Origin of the sequence: Sphaerisporangium sp. NPDC051017 (genome assembly GCF_040683095.1) — a bacterium.
Lineage (GTDB): Bacteria > Actinomycetota > Actinomycetes > Streptosporangiales > Streptosporangiaceae > Sphaerisporangium.
The window spans coordinates 1-15,265 of sequence record NZ_JBFBCI010000081.1; the positions used below are offsets into that span (position 1 = coordinate 1).

Below are 15,265 nucleotides of genomic sequence, written 5' to 3' on the forward strand. Positions count from 1 at the left end.
GGTTCTGCGGTCACGCTGAGTACTGTTTCAGCCGCTCTCCGGCGTTGCCCGGTGAATGCCTAAAACAGTCCAGTAGTTTAATTTCCCCTTAGTAACGGTCCGCCTAATCTAGTTATGCGGTAGGGTTGAAACTTCGAGGGCCCTATTTGGGTGGTCCATCCGATCTGGGATCGAAGGCGATGGGCGAAGCAAACACCTGCTTTGCGCTTCGATATACGTTGGCAAGCGGTCCCGGAGCGCAGGGCCGCCAGGCCCGAGCACCGGAGGCCGCGCGGCAGCCGATCGCCCCGGCCACGTATGGCGAGTACCGAAGTGAGCGATCGTCACGGTCTCAACTGGCGACTTTTGCCGGCCTCTCGGGCGCGCGGGGCGGTGCGTGCCCGGACCGGCCGAAGAGCCGCAGCCGGGCACGCAGACCGGCCGGCGCGCCCGGCGGGCCGCGCAGCGGGCCGCCTTTAAAGACGTAGAGAAAGTTCTCATCGAGCGGGATTGGCGGCCTGGTCTTGGTGCTCTTTGGCTGGCTGGGCTGGCCGGTGGTTCACTGGGGCTGTGGTGATGGCTCGTCGTCCTCGTCGGGGTCGTCTTGCCGGGTGATCTGCTCGGGTGGCCTGCCGGTTGCTGGGTCGGCGGCGAACGTGCCGATGTTCTTGACCGTATAGATCAGGCCCTCGTCCAAGAGCGCATTGATCACCTTGCGGGCTGTCCGGCGTGCGATGCCGAACTCTTCGGCCATGCGAGGTTCGCCGGGGATGGGGTAGCCCGGCTTGTAGACGCCGGCTTTGATGCGGCGGCGCATCTCGGCGAGTACCTGCGCTGACTTGGGCTGATCAGGCCGGAAGTCGATCACAGGACTGACGATAGGAAGCGAACGGTAGCCCCAGGTCACGAGACGTTACGGCACGTACCGATCGTCAGGGGTAGGCAGGGGTAGGCAAATCTGCTTATGATGCCCGCATGGAAGCACCGGAGCGGGCACCCTCCACGGGGGCGCAGGGAGATCTTCCGGGCCGTCTGGATCTGAGTACGCCCAGCGTGGCGCGGATGTATGACTACTTTCTGGGTGGCAAGGACAACTTCCCGGTTGATCGTGAGCGGGCTGAGCAGGTGATCCGGCGGGCTCCGCACGTGCCGTTCATGGCGCATGCGAACCGGGATTTCCTGGTGCGGGTGGTGCGGTACCTGGTCGGTGAGTGCGGTATCCGTCAGATCGTCGACATCGGGAGCGGGCTGCCGACCCAAGACAACGTCCACCAGGTGGCGCAGCGCATCGACCCGCGGACGCGGGTGGTGTACGTCGACAACGACCGGCATGTGCTGGTGCACGCGCGGGCGCTGCTGGCGGCCAATCCCAACACGCATGCGATCGGCTGCGACGTGCGAGAACCTCTGACGATCTTGAGTGATCCGCACGTGCGGGGTGTGATCGACTTCTCCCGGCCGGTTGCGGTACTGCTGTGCGCGGTCCTGCACTTCATCGCCGACGCGGACGACCCGTACGGGATCGTCGCGACGCTGGTCAGAGCGATCACGCCGGGGTCCTATGTGGTGGTCTCCCATGCGGAGCGGCACCGGGACCTGATGCCGGCGACGTCGGCCTACAACGGGGCGAACGCTTCGGCGGTGCTGCGCTCGGCCCCAGAGATCCGGGCCTTCTTCGACGGCTTGGAGCTGGTGACTCCGGGCGTGGTGCCTTTGCCTCGGTGGCGGCCGGAAGGACCGCTGTTCCTTGCCGATGACCGGGTGCGCGCGCTCGGCGGTGCAGGCTGCAAGCCTTGATCATCCGCGAGCTGGCAAAACCGCAGCATCCGGCCATCCGCGCGGCGTATCGGCTGCGCCGGGAGCTGGAGCCGTACGGCATCGCGGCGGACGTCAACGAGGGCACGGGCCTTGCCCTGGTGTCGGTGTGGGTCCACCTGGTCGTATGGTGCGGCCCCTGCTACCTGTGGTGGGCGGGCGGCGTGTCCCCGGTCACCGGGCGCTACACCTACCGGTACAGCCCTGCCGATGATCCTGTGACGGCGGCACGCCGGGTCGCCGACCGGTACTTCGAGCTCAACAGGGCTTCGCCGATCTTGCCTGCTCCACCGATCATGGGCTGGCCCCTGTGATCGCAGCGATCGGCGACCACGCACCCGCGGGTGAGCACGGGCGAGGGAGGCATGATTGTGCTCACCTGCGGGTGCACTGGACTTACCTGTGGCCGTACGGCCTGGTCATCGCGGGCGGTGCCGTGTGCTGCGCCTGCCGCACTTGGTGGCGGCTGGACCTCATCCCGCCGGCCGTGCTTGAGCGTCTCCCGGGCGGGACGCCGCGGCCTGAGGACGCTGCGCCGTGAGAGCGGCGGGAGCGGCGAGAGCGGCGAACGCCTCGGCGATCTCGCGAGCGGCCTGGCCGGGGCCGACGCGGTCGGTGTGGAGGCGTAGGTGAAAGAAGCCGTCATCGGTGTGCGTCCGCAGGTCGGCCTGCGTCTCGTCCCACGCGGCCAAGCGCTGGACGGTGTCGACGTCTCCGCGATGCCCCGATCGCTGCTCGCAGACCTCGCGCGGCACCCACAACAGGACGCGCAACCACGGGTCCCGTCCGACGAGGCGCCGCAGATCGGGGACGTTGCCGATGTGAACCACCGGGATCAGTCCGGCGCCGGTCATGGCCTCGATCTCGGCGCGGTCGATGGCGTAGGTGTTGCCGTACCGGTGGGTCTCGGCGACCGTGCGGCCGACCTGGCGCAACGCGTCCAGGTGGGCGGCGGTGACGAGATGGTATTCCTCGGCTCGGCCGGTGCCGACCTTCAGTTTCCGCAGAAGGCGAAACCGCGGGTCGAGCCGGTGAAGCGCGTTGGTGGTGGTGCTCTTGCCGCTGGTGGGTGGGCCGTACAGCACGACGCCGTGAGCTGGCGCGGTCACGTCAGGATGCGCTTGAGGGCGTCGCGGGTCTGGTCGGCAAGGCTGATGGCCGCCCCTAGCCGGTTGTCCACCGTCAGGTGTGCCGTGGACGGCGGGTTGTCGACGTCCAGGCCGGCAACGTACTCCTCCCAGTTCGCCAGCTTCCACGTATCCCGCGCGGCGGCGCGAAACTCGATGTACTCGCGCATGGACTCGGGATCACAACGAACCCAGATCGCCGCGACGTCGATGCCCTTGGCGGCGCACCGGTTCTCCAACCGCGTGAACCATGCCTCGTCGCGTAGTTCGGCGATGAACGGCGCTGACAGGATCGCCGAGGTGCCACAGTTCAGGTTGTCCCACGCGGCTTCCATCAGGCACCGGTACTCCAGCGGGCGGACCTCTCTCAGGTACAACTCGGTGTGCCGGTCGTTGGCGTCGCTGCCGAGTGAGACCAGCAGCCGCTCGGCCATGGACCGGGTTAGAGAGTCCTTGTCCAGGAACGCCCAACCGGTGATGTCCGACAGGAACCGGGAGAATTCGGTTTTGCCTGACCCGGCGTACCCGCCGACGAGGACGAGGATGGGTTTCGGGTCTCCCCCTCCGTGGCGCCGTCGCCAGGCGTCGACCACGCGGGCGCGTAGCGCTGCCTGGGGTGAGCCGTCATCGGTGATGCCGTCGACCGAGACCTTGGTGAACGCTTCCTCGATGACCAGGGCCGCGGCAGTGTCGGCGGCGGGGTCGGCAGGCGCAGGCAATTCGGAAATCACAATTTCCGCTTTCTGTGATTCACCGGGCAACGGCAGACGAAATCCTAGGTCGGGCTCGCTGGACTGGTACAGCAGGCAGTACGCGCGGCGGTAGTGCGGGCCTGGGTAGATTGACCCGTTCTCGTGTCCCCACAGCGTTTGGAAGTTGGCCGCGGGCACGGCCAGGCCGTGACGCTGGGCCGTCTCGCGTAGCTTGTCGCCGGCGCCTTCGAGGGTGAGGCCGTGGGCTTCGCGGTGTTCCCGTAGCTTGGCGGGGGTCCAGCCTTGGCGCCGGGTCGTCTTCAAGTGCATTCCTTCACGTTCACGCTCGGGGGTGGCGGACTGCTTCGGTGGTGCATGTGAAAACGCTCGTGTAAACCGCTGATGAGACGGCGTGAAGAAGCTTAGCTAGAGCCGCGTGATACAGAAAAGCCGCTGGCCACGGTGAACTTGAGCCATCCCACAGGGACGTAACCCGGCAGGGAGGCCACCGTGAACAGCAGCGAAGAGCAGAAGGTCACCGAAGAGCTGGCCGCGATCCATGCGGAGCTGGAAGAGCTTACGTGCCGCGTCGGCCAGATCGTTTCGGCTCTTGGAAGACGGCCGTCTCCAGATCGGCGAGGCGCTTGCCGAGATCACCCAGAGCCGCCCTGATCTCGGCCAGTTGATCCAAGATCTCGCCGTTGCCGGCCGCCTGCTGCTCGTCGGCCTCGGAGCGTTCGCGGACGAAGACGCCCTTGCCTTGCTGGCCGATCACGTACCCCTCGGTCCTGAGCACGCTGATGGCCGACTTCACCACGCTCGCCGACACCTCGTAGCGCTGGCAGAGCTGAGCGATCGACGGCAACGCCCGGCCCGCGGGCAGAGCGCCGGACTTGATCTGCTCGCGTAGCTCATCGGCTATCTGCAAGTAACCCGGCCGGCCGGTGTTCTGGACCATCTGTCTCCTTCGCTCCCCTCAAGTTCATCACGGCTCGGCCTTCTCGCCAACCAAGCGCCCATAGAACGCATTGACAACTTAGAATTCCAAGTGTTCTATGAGGTCTAGGCATCCACTGTTGGAAGGAATCCCGTCACCATGCGCACCATCCCGATCCCCGTCGACACCTCCAAGCTCCAGTTCACCTGCGTCAAGGCCGCCCGGCCCCGCCTGGTCAACAAGGACACCGGCGAGATCAAGCGCGACAAGAACGGCAACATCGTGTACGAGGTCACGGTGTCGGTCGAAGACGACTTCGGCCGACTCGAACTCCTCAAGATCGGCACCTCGGTCGAACCGGACATCACCCCAGGTGACGAGGTCACCCCGGTCAATCTGGTCGGCTACGTCTGGGAGCAGACCATCCAGGGCGCCTCCCGCTGGGGCATCGCCTACAGGGCCACCGACTTCGTCCGTGCCACCTCCGGCATGCCCGCGGGGGTGGCGTGATGTCCATCCTCGACCTCGTCCCGCGTCCGCTGCTCATCCTGCTCGGCGCTCTGGTCGTCCTGCGTGTGTGGCGGCGACTGGCCCCCGTCTCCTACTGGTACCTGATCGGCTTCCCCCTCAAGGCGGTACGGCTGCGCTGGACCTGGCGGCACATCGCCTCCGGCTGCGGGCTGACCAAGAAGCGTCACCGCTGGTGGTTCACCACCGTCCCCGGCCTGGTCGCCTCGACCGGTGTCGTCCGGGTCAAGCGGCGCTTCCAGCGGGTCGCCGTCGACACCAAGCCATGGATGAAGCTGCCCCGGCCGGTCCGCCACGGCTGGCGCGTCACCTTCCATCTCCTCGACGGCCAGATCCCCGACGATTACGTCAAGGTCTGCGAGCGGCTCGCGCACGCCTGGCGGGTCGAAGCGGTGCGCGTGGTCGACTCCCGCCCTGGCCGCGTCACCTTGCAGGCGACCACACGCGACCCGTTAGCCCACGTCCTGCCCGCCATACCTCCTGATGAGCCGCGAGACGGCTGGACGGCTGCCGACCTGCTACGGCCGGTGGTGGGCGTCCTGGCGACCGGCGCCCCGTGGACGCTGGACTTCCGGCTCATCCCGCACTGGATGAACGTGGGCGCCACCCAATCGGGCAAGTCCAACCTGATCAACGCGCTGATCGTGGCGCTCGCCCGGCAGCCGGTCGCGATCATCGGCTTCGACCTCAAGGGCGGGGTCGAGTTGTCCCCGTACGCGCCGCGGCTGTCGGCCCTGGTGACGACGCGGGCCGATGCGGTCAAGCTGCTGGCTGAGGTGATCGGCATCATGGGCGCCCGGATGCTGGCCTGTCGCGAGCACGGCGCCCGTGACATCTGGCAGCTTCCCGACGCGCTACGCCCCATCCCCATCGTGATCCTGGTCGATGAGCTGGCAGAGCTGTTCCTGACCGCCGACAAGGCCGAAAAGGACGAGGTCACCAAGACCGCTACCGCGCTGCTGCGGATCGCCCAGCTCGGACGGGCCTTTGGTATCCACCTGCTGCTGTCGGGACAGCGGATCGGCTCCGACCTCGGCCCCGGCGTGACCGCGCTGCGCGCCCAGATCGGCGGACGCATCTGCCACCGGGTCAACGACCCCGAAACCGCCGTGATGACCCTCGGTGACCTCGACCCCGACGCGCTCACCGCTGCCCGGTCCATCCCGCCCGGCATGCCCGGCGTGGCGATCGTGACCGGCGCCGATGGCCGCTGGTGCCGTGCCCGCTCCGGCTACGTCTCCACCACTACGGCCGAACAGGCGGCGCATGCCTTCGCCGATCGGGCGCCGTCCTGGGACCAGGTCAAGGCGAGCGGCCTGGGCCACGAACTCGACAGCGCTCATCAGCCCGAGATCGCGGCCTGAAAGGAGGTTCCCCTTTATGAGCGCACCGCGCGGACGCCTGGCCGGTCTGGGCGGGTGGCTGCTGGACTCCGGACCGGTGGCCGTGGTCGCCCTGATCGCCGGCGCGGGCTCCTTCACCCACATCCGCGACACCGCCACCCAGCACGGACAATCCGGCTGGATGGCCTGGGCCGTGGCCGTCTGCGTCGACCTCACCTGCGTCATGGCCGCCCGCGAACGCCAGCGCGACAAGAAGACCGGCCGTACCCGGACGCGCCTGGCGTCCTGGCCCACCGTCGTCCTGGCCGGCGGCATCGTCCTGTCCCTGGCCGCCAACCTCGCCCAAGCACACCCCTCGGTCTGGGGCTGGATCACCGCAGCGACCCCGGCCGTGGCGTTCCTCGTCGCGGTCTCGATGCTCGAACGCCGCGCCGTCCTGGGCCGCTCGTCCTCGTCCCCGGCGACCGTACCCGAGTACGTACCGGCCCCCGTCCCCGGCTCGTCCCCCGTCCCCGGCTCGTCCCCGCGCGCCGTACCGGCGGCGGTCCCGTTCGCAGCACTCGTCCCCTCGGCTGTGGCTGCCGTCCCCGGCCAGGACGACCCCAACGACGCCCAAGACGACAACGCGTCACCGGCATCCGGCGGGCTGCTCGACTACGCCCGGCGCGTCGCCGACGAACACCACACCAAGCACGGCAAGCCCATCACCCGCGACACCCTGCGCGCCCGGCTCGGCGTCTCCAACCAACTCGCCACCGACCTACTCCGGCAACTCCGCACCACCCCCGAACCGGCCTGACCAGAAAGGACACCCGCCATGGCACGCACCCCCGACCGGCTGGCCTACATCAACGGCCTGCGCGACCTCGCCGACTTCCTCGACACCAACCCCGACATCCCCACCCCCGAGGGCACGCTGAGCGCCTACTGCTACCCCCGCGGCACCGACGAGGAGATCCGCGCCCAAGTCGACCACGTCGCCCGGCTGCTCGGCGCCGACGCCGACGCCTATGAGCTCGCGCAGGGCCACTACTCCGCGGGGATCACCTTCGGCATGGCCGAGTACAAGGCGGTGGGCCTGCTCGCCTCCTCCCGCGCCCGCTGGGCCGCCCGCAGGAGTTACGAGGATTGCATCGTGCTCGACCCCGACCCCACCGACCTCGCGCCGGACGCCTGAGGTGATCGGCATGGATGACGACTTCACCGCTGTCCGCTACCGCTGCGCCACCTGCGGCGGGACCGGCGTCGACAGCCTGGGCGCCACCTGCGCCGACTGCGACGGAACCGGAACGGACAACCACGGGGCCTGACAGCCTCGGCGCCCCCGGCGTGGCCGCACAACCGCCAAGTTCCGCGCCACGTCGGGGGCCATCCCCACACCGAATCTCACCGACCCGGAAGGGACACGCCCCATCATGCCCAAGACAGTCAACGAAAACGCGGTAGCCGGGATGATCGCCCGGCTCCACGACCCCCAATACGCTCGATGGGCCGCCCAGATCCGCGCGACCGGTGGATGCCGCCAGCCGATCCACCTACGCGGCCACGTCCTGCACGTCGACCCGGCAACCGGCGCCCTGCTGCACCGCTACTCCACCAGCACCGAACCGGACGGCGTGCTTCGCGTCCCGTGCAAGACCCGGCGCGCCTCCCGGTGCCCATCCTGCGCCGAGACCTACCGCGCCGACACCTACCACCTCATCCGCGCGGGCCTGGCCGGCGGCAAGGGCGTCCCCGATACCGTCAGCACGCACCCGTGCCTGTTCGTCACCCTCACCGCCCCCTCCTTCGGCACCGTCCACACCCGCCGAGAACGAGACGGCAAGCTCCTGCCCTGCCACCCCCGACGCGACGCCGACACCTGCCCGCACGGGCGCGTCATGTCCTGCACCGCCCGGCACGGCACCGACGAGGAACGCCTCGGCGAACCGCTGTGCCCGGACTGCCACGACTACACCGGGGCCGTCTTCTTCAACGCCCTGGCCCCCGAACTGTGGCGACGCTTCACCCTCGCGCTACGCCGTCACGTCGCCAAACTCACCGGCCACAGCCTCAAAGCGTTGCGCGAAGAACTGACCATCGCCTTCGCCAAAGTCGCCGAATACCAGCGCCGCGGCGTCGTCCACTTCCACGCCGTGATCCGCATCGACGGACCACAAGGCCCAGACTCCCCACCTCCGGCCTGGGCCACCTCCGACGTCCTGACGGCGGCCGTACGACACGCACACCAGGCCGTCACCGTGACCGCCCCCGCGGTCGACGGCAAGCCTTCGCCCGTACTGCGCTGGGGCGCTCAGCTCGACGTCCGGCCCATCACGCTCGGTGGTGACCTCACAGACCAGGCCGTGGCTGGCTACATCGCCAAGTACGCCACCAAGGCCGCCGAATGCACCGGCACGCTCGACCGGCGCATTCACCCCCTGGAAGATCTGGCCGATCTCCCCATCCGCGAGCACGCCCGGCGCATGATCGCCGAATGCCTCCGGCTGGGTTCCCTCGACGGCCTGGCCGATCTCCGGCTCACCGAGTGGGCCCACATGCTCGGCTTCCGCGGCCACTTCTCCACCAAATCCCGCCGCTACTCCACCACCCTCGGCAAGATCCGCGCCGAACGTGAAGACCACCGGCGCGACGAGGCCGTCTCAACCGGACGGCTGCCCCTCTTCGACGAGGACACCGTCCTCGTCATCGCGCACTGGGAGTACATCGGCCACGGCCTGTCCGCCGGAGAACAGGTCCTCGCCGAGTTCCTCACCCGGCGGCATGACCCCGCCATGTCGGCACTTGCGGAGGTTGGTCAATGAGCCGTCGCGACGAGCTCATTCCTCTCCCGCAGGTCCTTGAAGAGCTGGGCGGCATCTCCCGCCGGACGTTCTATCGCTGGCGTGAGCTGGGCCGCGCGCCTGTCTGCGTGAAGCTCCCGAACGGCGATCTGATGGTCTGGCGCAGCGACTTCACAGTCTGGCTTGAGTCTCGTCGGGAGGCTGCGTGAACGCCAGCTATGACGTGAAGTTCTATGAGATCTATCGCAATCGGTCGAGTAAGACACCTTCCTACGTCGCGCGTTGGGCCGTTGCGGGTCGCCGGAGTTCGAAGACCTTCCGCACCAAGGAACTCGCCAACAGTCACATGCGTGACCTTCGCCTGGCCGCCAAGAACGGTGAGGCGTTCGACATCGACACTGGCCTTCCCAAGTCGATGCTGACACCTGAGCGCGATCAGAACGGCCCTACATTCCTGGCCTTCGCTCAGCAGTTCATAGCCCAGCGATGGAAGACGTCAGCGGCGCGGACAAGGGAGACGGACGTCTACGCCCTGCTGGCGCTGGTTCCAGCACTGGTAATGGAGTTGCCGGGCAGGCCTGACATCGACGACATGCGGAAGGTGCTGCGGGACTATTTCCTGCTACCGGAGGAACGCCGCGGAGAGTTGCCGGCTGAACTGGCCCCGGTTCTGCGCTGGCTGGAAACAGCTTCTCTACCACTGGCCGACCTTAGAGAGGCACGCGTGATCCGGCTCGGCCTCGATGCGATCTCCGTCACTGTCAAGGGGCAGAAGGCGGCGGCGAACACCGTCCTGCGGAAGCGGGAAGTCTTTCACCATCTCCTTGAACTGGCCGTCGAAGAGAAGGCATTCGGCACCAACCCGCTTGATGGGGTCAAGTGGACCCCTCCGGAAGCGGTGGACGCAGTTGATCCCCGAACGGTGGTCAACCCTCGGCAGGCACGGGCGCTGCTCGATGCCGCGCTTTGTGTCGGTCGGACGCGGGGACCTCGGATGCGGGCGGTGTACGCGTGTATGTACTACGCCGCGCTTCGTCCAGAAGAGGCGGCAGGGCTCAAAGGGGAGAACTGCAACCTGCCGCGGGAGGGGTGGGGCATGCTCACCTTGGAGTCGGCGCGGCCGTTCGCCAACAAGCGCTACACCGACTCGGGAGCTGCGCACGACGATCGCGGCCTGAAGCACCGAGCAGACAAGGACACGCGGCTGGTGCCGATTCCTCCGGCACTGGTGAAGATCCTTCGCGAACACATCCAGGAGTTCGGCGTTGCTGGCGATGGCAGGCTGTTCGCCACGAGCAAGGGCGGGCTCTACACGAACTCGGCGATCTCCCGTGTCTGGAAGTCGGTACGCAAGCAGGCGTTCACGCCTGAGCAGGTGGCGTCTTCGCTGGCGGCGACGCCGTATGACCTTCGGCATGCTGCCGTCTCCCTATGGCTGGCCTCTGGCGTCGCTACGGCCGAGGTCGCCAAGCGAGCGGGGCACAGCGTTGAGGTTCTTCAGCGCGTCTATGCCAAAGTGATCGACGGGCAGAGGGAACTAGCGAACGCCAAGATCAGCAGTGCTCTGGAGACCTGAGCGGGAGCGCTTGCGGAAGGCCTCGGGTCGCGCCGGGGCCTTTTCGCATTCCAGGGCTGACCTGGCCAAACGGCGTCAAGATCATTGCACGCATATTGCACGACCCCTGACATGCGACTGCCTACGGCTGCACGTCACTGCTCAAGATCGTTGGCGCCGTGGGGAGAAGTCCCAGGTAGATGCCTGTTTGTGCTGGTCAAAGTGTGCCCCCGGCAGGATTCGAACCTGCGGCACCCGCTTTAGGAGAGCGGTGCTCTATCCCCTGAGCTACGGAGGCGGGGTCTGGTGTAAGGGTACCGAATGTCGAGGGGTTGTGTGCGGAGGTCGGGCTTGGCTTTGGGGGCGTATCCCATGTGTGTGCTGAGCTGGGGTAAAGGGGTGACATGCCGGGGACGTCTCGTCGCGCTGCGTGACTATCGTCGCGCAGCGTGATCGATCAACGACGTGGGCGCGTGCGGGAGCGGCGTGGGTGTGAGTGGAGGTCTCTTGGGTCTGAGGGGCCTCCTGGGTTTGAGTGGAGGCCTCGTGGGGCTGAGCGGAAGCACCCTGGGGTTGGGCCTTGGGGGCTTGTGGCGGCGATGATCGCGCCTGTGATTCTTGGGGGCGGGCTTCTTGTCGCTGAATTGGCCGGCTATGAGGAGCGGGTGCGGGATGAGGCGCCGGGGGTGGTGAAGGTCCGGGCGGGCTCGGTGCCGGGGGAGCGGCCGGGGGCGCTGGTCCTGAGGGTTCAGCCTGAGGTACCGCCTCTGCGGCATCGCAACTGGGGGGAGCATCGCTACCAAGGGTTCATGCCGGGTGGAGCCGGAGGGCCGACTGGCGGTGGACGCCGGTATCTGGGGCCGGTGGCCGCCGGCGCGGCGCACGAGGGGGCGACGTCAGCGGGGGCGGGTGGCATGGCCAACGCGCGCCGGGGGGATCAGGCGGATCAGGGAGATCGCGCTGAGCGCGGGGATCGGGCGAGTCAGGCATACGAGGGATCGGTGGACGCGGGGTCTGCGGGGGTTAGGGCTGGCGAGGACAGCCCTGAGGGGCCTGGTGTTGCGGGAGAAGTGCCCAGAGCAGCGGGGACGGTGGGGAGCCTGGGGGCGGCAGTGCCGGTCGGTGAGGCCTTGGGAGTTGTAGGCGAGGGGGCGGTCGTCGACTGGGCTCCTGGGGGTTTGGCCGGGAAGGGCGCGGAATCGTCGACCCGGGGAGTCTCTGCCGGGGGTGCTGCGTTGGTCTGGGGAGGCTCTGCCGGGGCTGGTTCGCTGCTTTGGTCTCGGTGCGGGGAGCGGGCGAGGTCTGCGCCGGACGAGGTTCAGATCGCCGTCCGGCGAGAGGAGTCACAGGTCGCTCGGGGTGACGTGGTTTGGGGTGCGGGGGAAGGAGCGTCGGACCGGGCGGGCGGAGTTCGACGACGGCAAGACTGTCGAGGTGAGCTCGGAGAGCATCAGTGTGCGGGGGTTCACCCGGTGGTGGAGCGTCTGTGCTTCTAGCGGTGCCGCTGGTCCTGACCGTGCTGTAGGCCGATCGTCATATGGCATGGCCGCGGGGTCGTGGCCGTCTGGTGGGATGCGACTGGTAGGGCGAGGAGGTCCGGGTAGATGTGCGCGTAGGTGGCGGCACTGCCCGATGCTGTGTGCATCAAGGTGTTCAGGTCCACGGCATCCACGTGAACCATCCCTCTCCCGCCGGAATGGCGGGGCGAGCCCCGCGGCCGGAGGCGCCCCGTCCGGTCCGGCGTGTGAATCTGGCTCCGCCGCGCTGCCGTCCTGTGCCCACTGTCCTGCTCGTTCGGTGCAGGTTCACGGTGGACTAGGCGCTGCGCGTGGCCGGCGGCCGGATCCGGCCGCGGTGGTCGTGGGCGGAGCGCTGATCACCAGGCGGGGAGGGCGTTGGGTGCTGTGCGCGACGGGCGGTGTCGTCTGTTTGGTGTGCGGCTTCGTGGTCGTCCTGGGTGCGCGCTGGGCGGTGGGTTGGTGAGGGTATTGGGTGCTGTTGCGGGTGCTCGGGGCCGTCTGGCTGGAATGCGGCTTTGTGGTCGTCGTGGAGGGGGCGCTGAGCGCTGGGGCGGTGAGGGCGTTGGGTGGTCTTGCGGGGTGGGCGATGTCGGCCGTTCGGAGGGGCTCCGGTGTTGGGGGCGCTTGTCGATGTAATTGGTTCGGTCGCGTCACTGGCGTGGGTTCCGGGGGCGGTGGGGTTACAGGAGTGGGTGCTGGGGTTAGGAGACTGCGTCAAGTTGGCGGTGCGGAGCAGGTATAAATGCCATGATCCGTACATAACGGCTCTTGTGACTCATGCGCGGGTGCTCGTCTTGCTGTAGTAACGTGCGTGCCGGGCTTAGGTCACAAGTTCGCAAATGGAGGGGTCTAACGTGCCATCTCCTCGATCGGCGAGCCTGGTCGCGGTCCTCATGGCGGTGGTTTCGGTGCTCACCCTGTCGTCTTCGGGTGAGGCGCAGGCGCGCCCGGTCACGCTGGAGGCCGTGAGTCAGGACTCGGCTCCGGGGAACCTGACGGAGCTGCGTCGCGAGGCCGAGAGGTCGTCCCAGGCGCTGGCGGAGGCCACGAAGGCCCTGGAGCAACGTCAGGCGACGCTCGCGAAGGCGGACTCTGAGCTGAAGAAGAAGCTCGACCAGTTGCGTACGGCGACCGCGGAGTTGTCCAAGGTGCGCAAGCCTCTCGCCGATCTTGTGCAGTCGTTGTACCAGACTCCTCAGGGGGGCGACATGGCCCCTTTCCTTTCGGGTGCGAGCGACGCCTCCAGCCTGCGGGCCCTCAGCGACATGACGTACCTCGTGTCCGGGCGCGATGAGATCTTGGCCGACGTGGGCCGGCTCTACGAGGAGCAGCAGAGGCTCGCGGCCGAGGCGCAGGACCTTCGGGCGACCAAGTTGCTGGTGGAGGCGCAGCTCAACGCCGAGATCGACACGTTGCGGAAGCGTTCGGCGGCGGTCGTCAAGTCGTTGTCCCAGGCGCTGGTCAAGCTGGGGGTGCGGGTCAACCAGGGCGGACGGTCGGGTGCGGCGTGCGATCCGACGCGGGTCAGTTCGGCCGCGCAGTATCCGAACGGGCTGCTCCCGAAGAGCGTTCTGTGCCCGTTGCAGCAGCCGGGGCGTGAGCTGCGGGCGGACGCGGCGATCGCGTTCGTCGCGATGAACGAGGCGTACAGGAAGCGCTTCGGCAAGCCGATGTGCCTGACCGACAGCTATCGCAACCTGGCGCAGCAGCAGGCGATTTTCTATCGCCGGCCGGGCTTCGCCGCCGTGCCGGGGCGCAGCAATCACGGGCTTGGGCTGGCCGTGGACCTGTGTGGTGGCGTGGATGTCTTCCGGTCGGTGCAGTTCAACTGGGTTGAGGCGAATGGCAAGCAGTTTGGATGGATGCATCCGGACTGGGCGTATCACAGTCCCTTTGAGCCCTGGCATTGGGAATACGACCCGAAGCTCGGGTCCCTGCTGTAGCACTCTGCCGCGTTGTCCACATGCTGTGGACGAATTTGTGGGTACGCGATTTCTTCTGTGTGTCTGTAGGGCGTCGAGGGTTGATCGACATTCGAGGTTGGTTGGCATGGCTGTGCACGGAGAGTCACCGAATAGGGACGTGTCGGCCTCGTAACGTTCTGTGATGTCAGGGTTCGCTGGTCATGGGCGGCCGTGGATGGTGATGGACAGGCGTGAGGCTGTGGCCGCCTGCGCGAGTCGCTGGGCCTGGTCCGCGGTGGCGGCCAGGACGACGAGGGCGCCGGCCTCGCCCATCGAGTTCGTGGGGTCGGCGGAACGGGTGGAAGCCGGTGGGGCTATGACGGTGACGGACTGCGCCACCGTGGCCGTCGCGGGGCTGACGGCGTCGTCCCATTTCGGGGCGGAGGCGATGACGTCGATGATGTCGCCCGCGCGGAGTAGGCGGGCGGACGAGGCGTCCGTGATGCGTACAGGGGTGGCGAGCAGGCCGGGACCGTAGGCGTCGACCAGGGAAGGACCCAGCAGGCGAACGTTGGTCAGCGGTTCGCCCCGTCGGGCGGGGGACGTCAGGACTCGGCCGGTGACGCGTGTGCCGGGACGTAGCGCGCCGTCGGGCACGGTGTCCTCGGGGAGGCGCACCACGGTCAGGTCGGACGCGGACAGCGGGCCTCCGGCGAGGTCGCGTGCGGCGGCGAGGACTTCCGTGGTCGGCGCGGGACGTACGGAGAGGCCGAGGCAGAGGGTCGCCATCGCCGCGAGCGCCGCTGCCAGGATTCGCCGTCGCCGGTTGAGCATCTTGACGACGCGCGGGATCGCGGTTCGCATGGGCGGCTCCGAGGGGGGTGAGGTTGGGCGGTGAGGTATGCCCGTCGTGTTGCCGTTCGCGCCGGGTTAGCTCGCCGTGTCAGGGCGCCGGCATCACCGACGCCCCTTCCCACCGACGCGGCGCCGGGTAGGGGAGGCCGGGTGGAGAAAGTCGGGTCGTCGGGACTCGTCGTGAGTCGGCCGGAAGCCGGCGGGAGTCGGTGGTAGTCGGTGGAAGC

The 15,265-nt window shown here is 67.9% G+C and carries 16 protein-coding genes and 1 tRNA gene; 11 read left to right on the top strand and 6 right to left on the bottom strand.

Annotated features, from left to right (window positions below; all coding sequences use genetic code 11):
• Positions 1-538: 538 nt before the first annotated feature.
• Positions 539-847, bottom strand: a complete 309-nt coding sequence (locus tag AB0M95_RS37100; RefSeq protein ID WP_363775237.1) for a GntR family transcriptional regulator — start codon at positions 845-847, stop codon at positions 539-541.
• A gap of 107 nt (positions 848-954) precedes the next feature.
• Here AB0M95_RS37100 and AB0M95_RS37105 point away from each other — a divergent pair, with 107 nt between their 5' ends.
• Together AB0M95_RS37105 and AB0M95_RS37110 are read left to right on the top strand one after the other, a co-directional pair.
• On the top strand, positions 955-1,776 hold the full coding sequence (locus AB0M95_RS37105; RefSeq protein ID WP_363775240.1) for an SAM-dependent methyltransferase: 822 nt from the start codon (positions 955-957) through the stop codon (positions 1,774-1,776).
• Complete coding sequence (locus tag AB0M95_RS37110) at positions 1,773-2,108, top strand: hypothetical protein (RefSeq protein WP_363775243.1); 336 nt, start codon at positions 1,773-1,775, stop codon at positions 2,106-2,108. Before AB0M95_RS37105 ends, AB0M95_RS37110 begins: the two co-directional genes overlap by 4 nt.
• Positions 2,109-2,267: 159 nt before the next feature.
• Here the strand turns inward: AB0M95_RS37110 and AB0M95_RS37115 are convergent, their stop codons facing one another.
• From AB0M95_RS37115 to AB0M95_RS37125, 3 genes are all read right to left on the bottom strand, one after another.
• Entirely contained in the window at positions 2,268-2,903 is a 636-nt protein-coding gene (locus AB0M95_RS37115) for a guanylate kinase (RefSeq protein WP_363775246.1), read from the bottom strand.
• The gene (locus AB0M95_RS37120) at positions 2,900-3,937 is read right to left on the bottom strand and encodes an AAA family ATPase (RefSeq protein WP_363775249.1); all 1,038 of its coding nucleotides are present in this window, start codon (positions 3,935-3,937) and stop codon (positions 2,900-2,902) included. Before AB0M95_RS37120 ends, AB0M95_RS37115 begins: the two co-directional genes overlap by 4 nt.
• A 253-nt stretch (positions 3,938-4,190) precedes the next feature.
• On the bottom strand, positions 4,191-4,571 hold the full coding sequence (locus tag AB0M95_RS37125) for a winged helix-turn-helix domain-containing protein (protein ID WP_358527039.1): 381 nt from the start codon (positions 4,569-4,571) through the stop codon (positions 4,191-4,193).
• A 138-nt stretch (positions 4,572-4,709) separates the two neighbouring features.
• Here AB0M95_RS37125 and AB0M95_RS37130 point away from each other — a divergent pair, with 138 nt between their 5' ends.
• The 8 genes from AB0M95_RS37130 (at position 4,710) to AB0M95_RS37165 (ending at position 10,780) form a co-directional block, all read left to right on the top strand.
• Positions 4,710-5,060 carry a hypothetical protein gene (locus tag AB0M95_RS37130; protein WP_363775252.1) on the top strand — a complete coding sequence of 117 codons (351 nt, stop codon included), beginning with the start codon at positions 4,710-4,712 and terminating at the stop codon, positions 5,058-5,060.
• Complete coding sequence (locus tag AB0M95_RS37135; RefSeq protein ID WP_363775255.1) at positions 5,060-6,442, top strand: FtsK/SpoIIIE domain-containing protein; 1,383 nt, start codon at positions 5,060-5,062, stop codon at positions 6,440-6,442. Before AB0M95_RS37130 ends, AB0M95_RS37135 begins: the two co-directional genes overlap by 1 nt.
• A gap of 16 nt (positions 6,443-6,458) precedes the next feature.
• The gene (locus AB0M95_RS37140) at positions 6,459-7,220 is read left to right on the top strand and encodes a DUF2637 domain-containing protein (protein WP_363775258.1); all 762 of its coding nucleotides are present in this window, start codon (positions 6,459-6,461) and stop codon (positions 7,218-7,220) included.
• 18 nt (positions 7,221-7,238) lie between these two features.
• Entirely contained in the window at positions 7,239-7,598 is a 360-nt protein-coding gene (locus tag AB0M95_RS37145; protein WP_363775261.1) for a hypothetical protein, read from the top strand.
• A 10-nt stretch (positions 7,599-7,608) separates the two neighbouring features.
• A complete protein-coding gene (locus AB0M95_RS37150) occupies positions 7,609-7,731 on the top strand; it encodes a hypothetical protein (protein ID WP_363775264.1) in 123 nt (40 codons plus the stop codon).
• 105 nt (positions 7,732-7,836) lie between these two features.
• Positions 7,837-9,225 (top strand): replication initiator, encoded by a 1,389-nt coding sequence (locus tag AB0M95_RS37155; RefSeq protein WP_363775267.1) that lies wholly within the window; start codon positions 7,837-7,839, stop codon positions 9,223-9,225.
• Positions 9,222-9,413, top strand: coding sequence for an excisionase (locus AB0M95_RS37160; protein WP_363775270.1), 192 nt, complete (start codon positions 9,222-9,224; stop codon positions 9,411-9,413). The genes AB0M95_RS37155 and AB0M95_RS37160 overlap by 4 nt, the downstream gene beginning before the upstream one ends.
• The gene (locus AB0M95_RS37165) at positions 9,410-10,780 is read left to right on the top strand and encodes a tyrosine-type recombinase/integrase (RefSeq protein ID WP_363775273.1); all 1,371 of its coding nucleotides are present in this window, start codon (positions 9,410-9,412) and stop codon (positions 10,778-10,780) included. Before AB0M95_RS37160 ends, AB0M95_RS37165 begins: the two co-directional genes overlap by 4 nt.
• Positions 10,781-10,984: 204 nt before the next feature.
• On the opposite strand, the gene AB0M95_RS37170 is transcribed toward AB0M95_RS37165, so the two are convergent.
• Positions 10,985-11,057: transfer RNA gene (locus AB0M95_RS37170), tRNA-Arg, on the bottom strand.
• A 2,076-nt stretch (positions 11,058-13,133) separates the two neighbouring features.
• Here AB0M95_RS37170 and AB0M95_RS37175 point away from each other — a divergent pair.
• Positions 13,134-14,222 (top strand): D-alanyl-D-alanine carboxypeptidase family protein, encoded by a 1,089-nt coding sequence (locus AB0M95_RS37175; protein WP_363775276.1) that lies wholly within the window; start codon positions 13,134-13,136, stop codon positions 14,220-14,222.
• 180 nt (positions 14,223-14,402) lie between these two features.
• Here AB0M95_RS37175 and cpaB read toward each other — a convergent pair whose 3' ends face one another.
• The gene (cpaB, locus tag AB0M95_RS37180; RefSeq protein ID WP_363775279.1) at positions 14,403-15,047 is read right to left on the bottom strand and encodes a Flp pilus assembly protein CpaB; all 645 of its coding nucleotides are present in this window, start codon (positions 15,045-15,047) and stop codon (positions 14,403-14,405) included.
• Between the last annotated feature and the right edge of the window lie 218 nt (positions 15,048-15,265).

Coding starts and splice junctions, on each gene's coding strand:
- AB0M95_RS37140 (WP_363775258.1), top strand. CDS start 6,459: ATGAGCGCACCGCGCGGACGCCTGGCCGGTCTGGGCGGGTGGCTGCTG.
- AB0M95_RS37105 (WP_363775240.1), top strand. CDS start 955: ATGGAAGCACCGGAGCGGGCACCCTCCACGGGGGCGCAGGGAGATCTT.
- AB0M95_RS37130 (WP_363775252.1), top strand. CDS start 4,710: ATGCGCACCATCCCGATCCCCGTCGACACCTCCAAGCTCCAGTTCACC.
- AB0M95_RS37155 (WP_363775267.1), top strand. CDS start 7,837: ATGCCCAAGACAGTCAACGAAAACGCGGTAGCCGGGATGATCGCCCGG.
- AB0M95_RS37135 (WP_363775255.1), top strand. CDS start 5,060: ATGTCCATCCTCGACCTCGTCCCGCGTCCGCTGCTCATCCTGCTCGGC.
- AB0M95_RS37150 (WP_363775264.1), top strand. CDS start 7,609: ATGGATGACGACTTCACCGCTGTCCGCTACCGCTGCGCCACCTGCGGC.
- cpaB (WP_363775279.1), bottom strand. CDS start 15,047: ATGCGAACCGCGATCCCGCGCGTCGTCAAGATGCTCAACCGGCGACGG.
- AB0M95_RS37160 (WP_363775270.1), top strand. CDS start 9,222: ATGAGCCGTCGCGACGAGCTCATTCCTCTCCCGCAGGTCCTTGAAGAG.
- AB0M95_RS37145 (WP_363775261.1), top strand. CDS start 7,239: ATGGCACGCACCCCCGACCGGCTGGCCTACATCAACGGCCTGCGCGAC.
- AB0M95_RS37125 (WP_358527039.1), bottom strand. CDS start 4,571: ATGGTCCAGAACACCGGCCGGCCGGGTTACTTGCAGATAGCCGATGAG.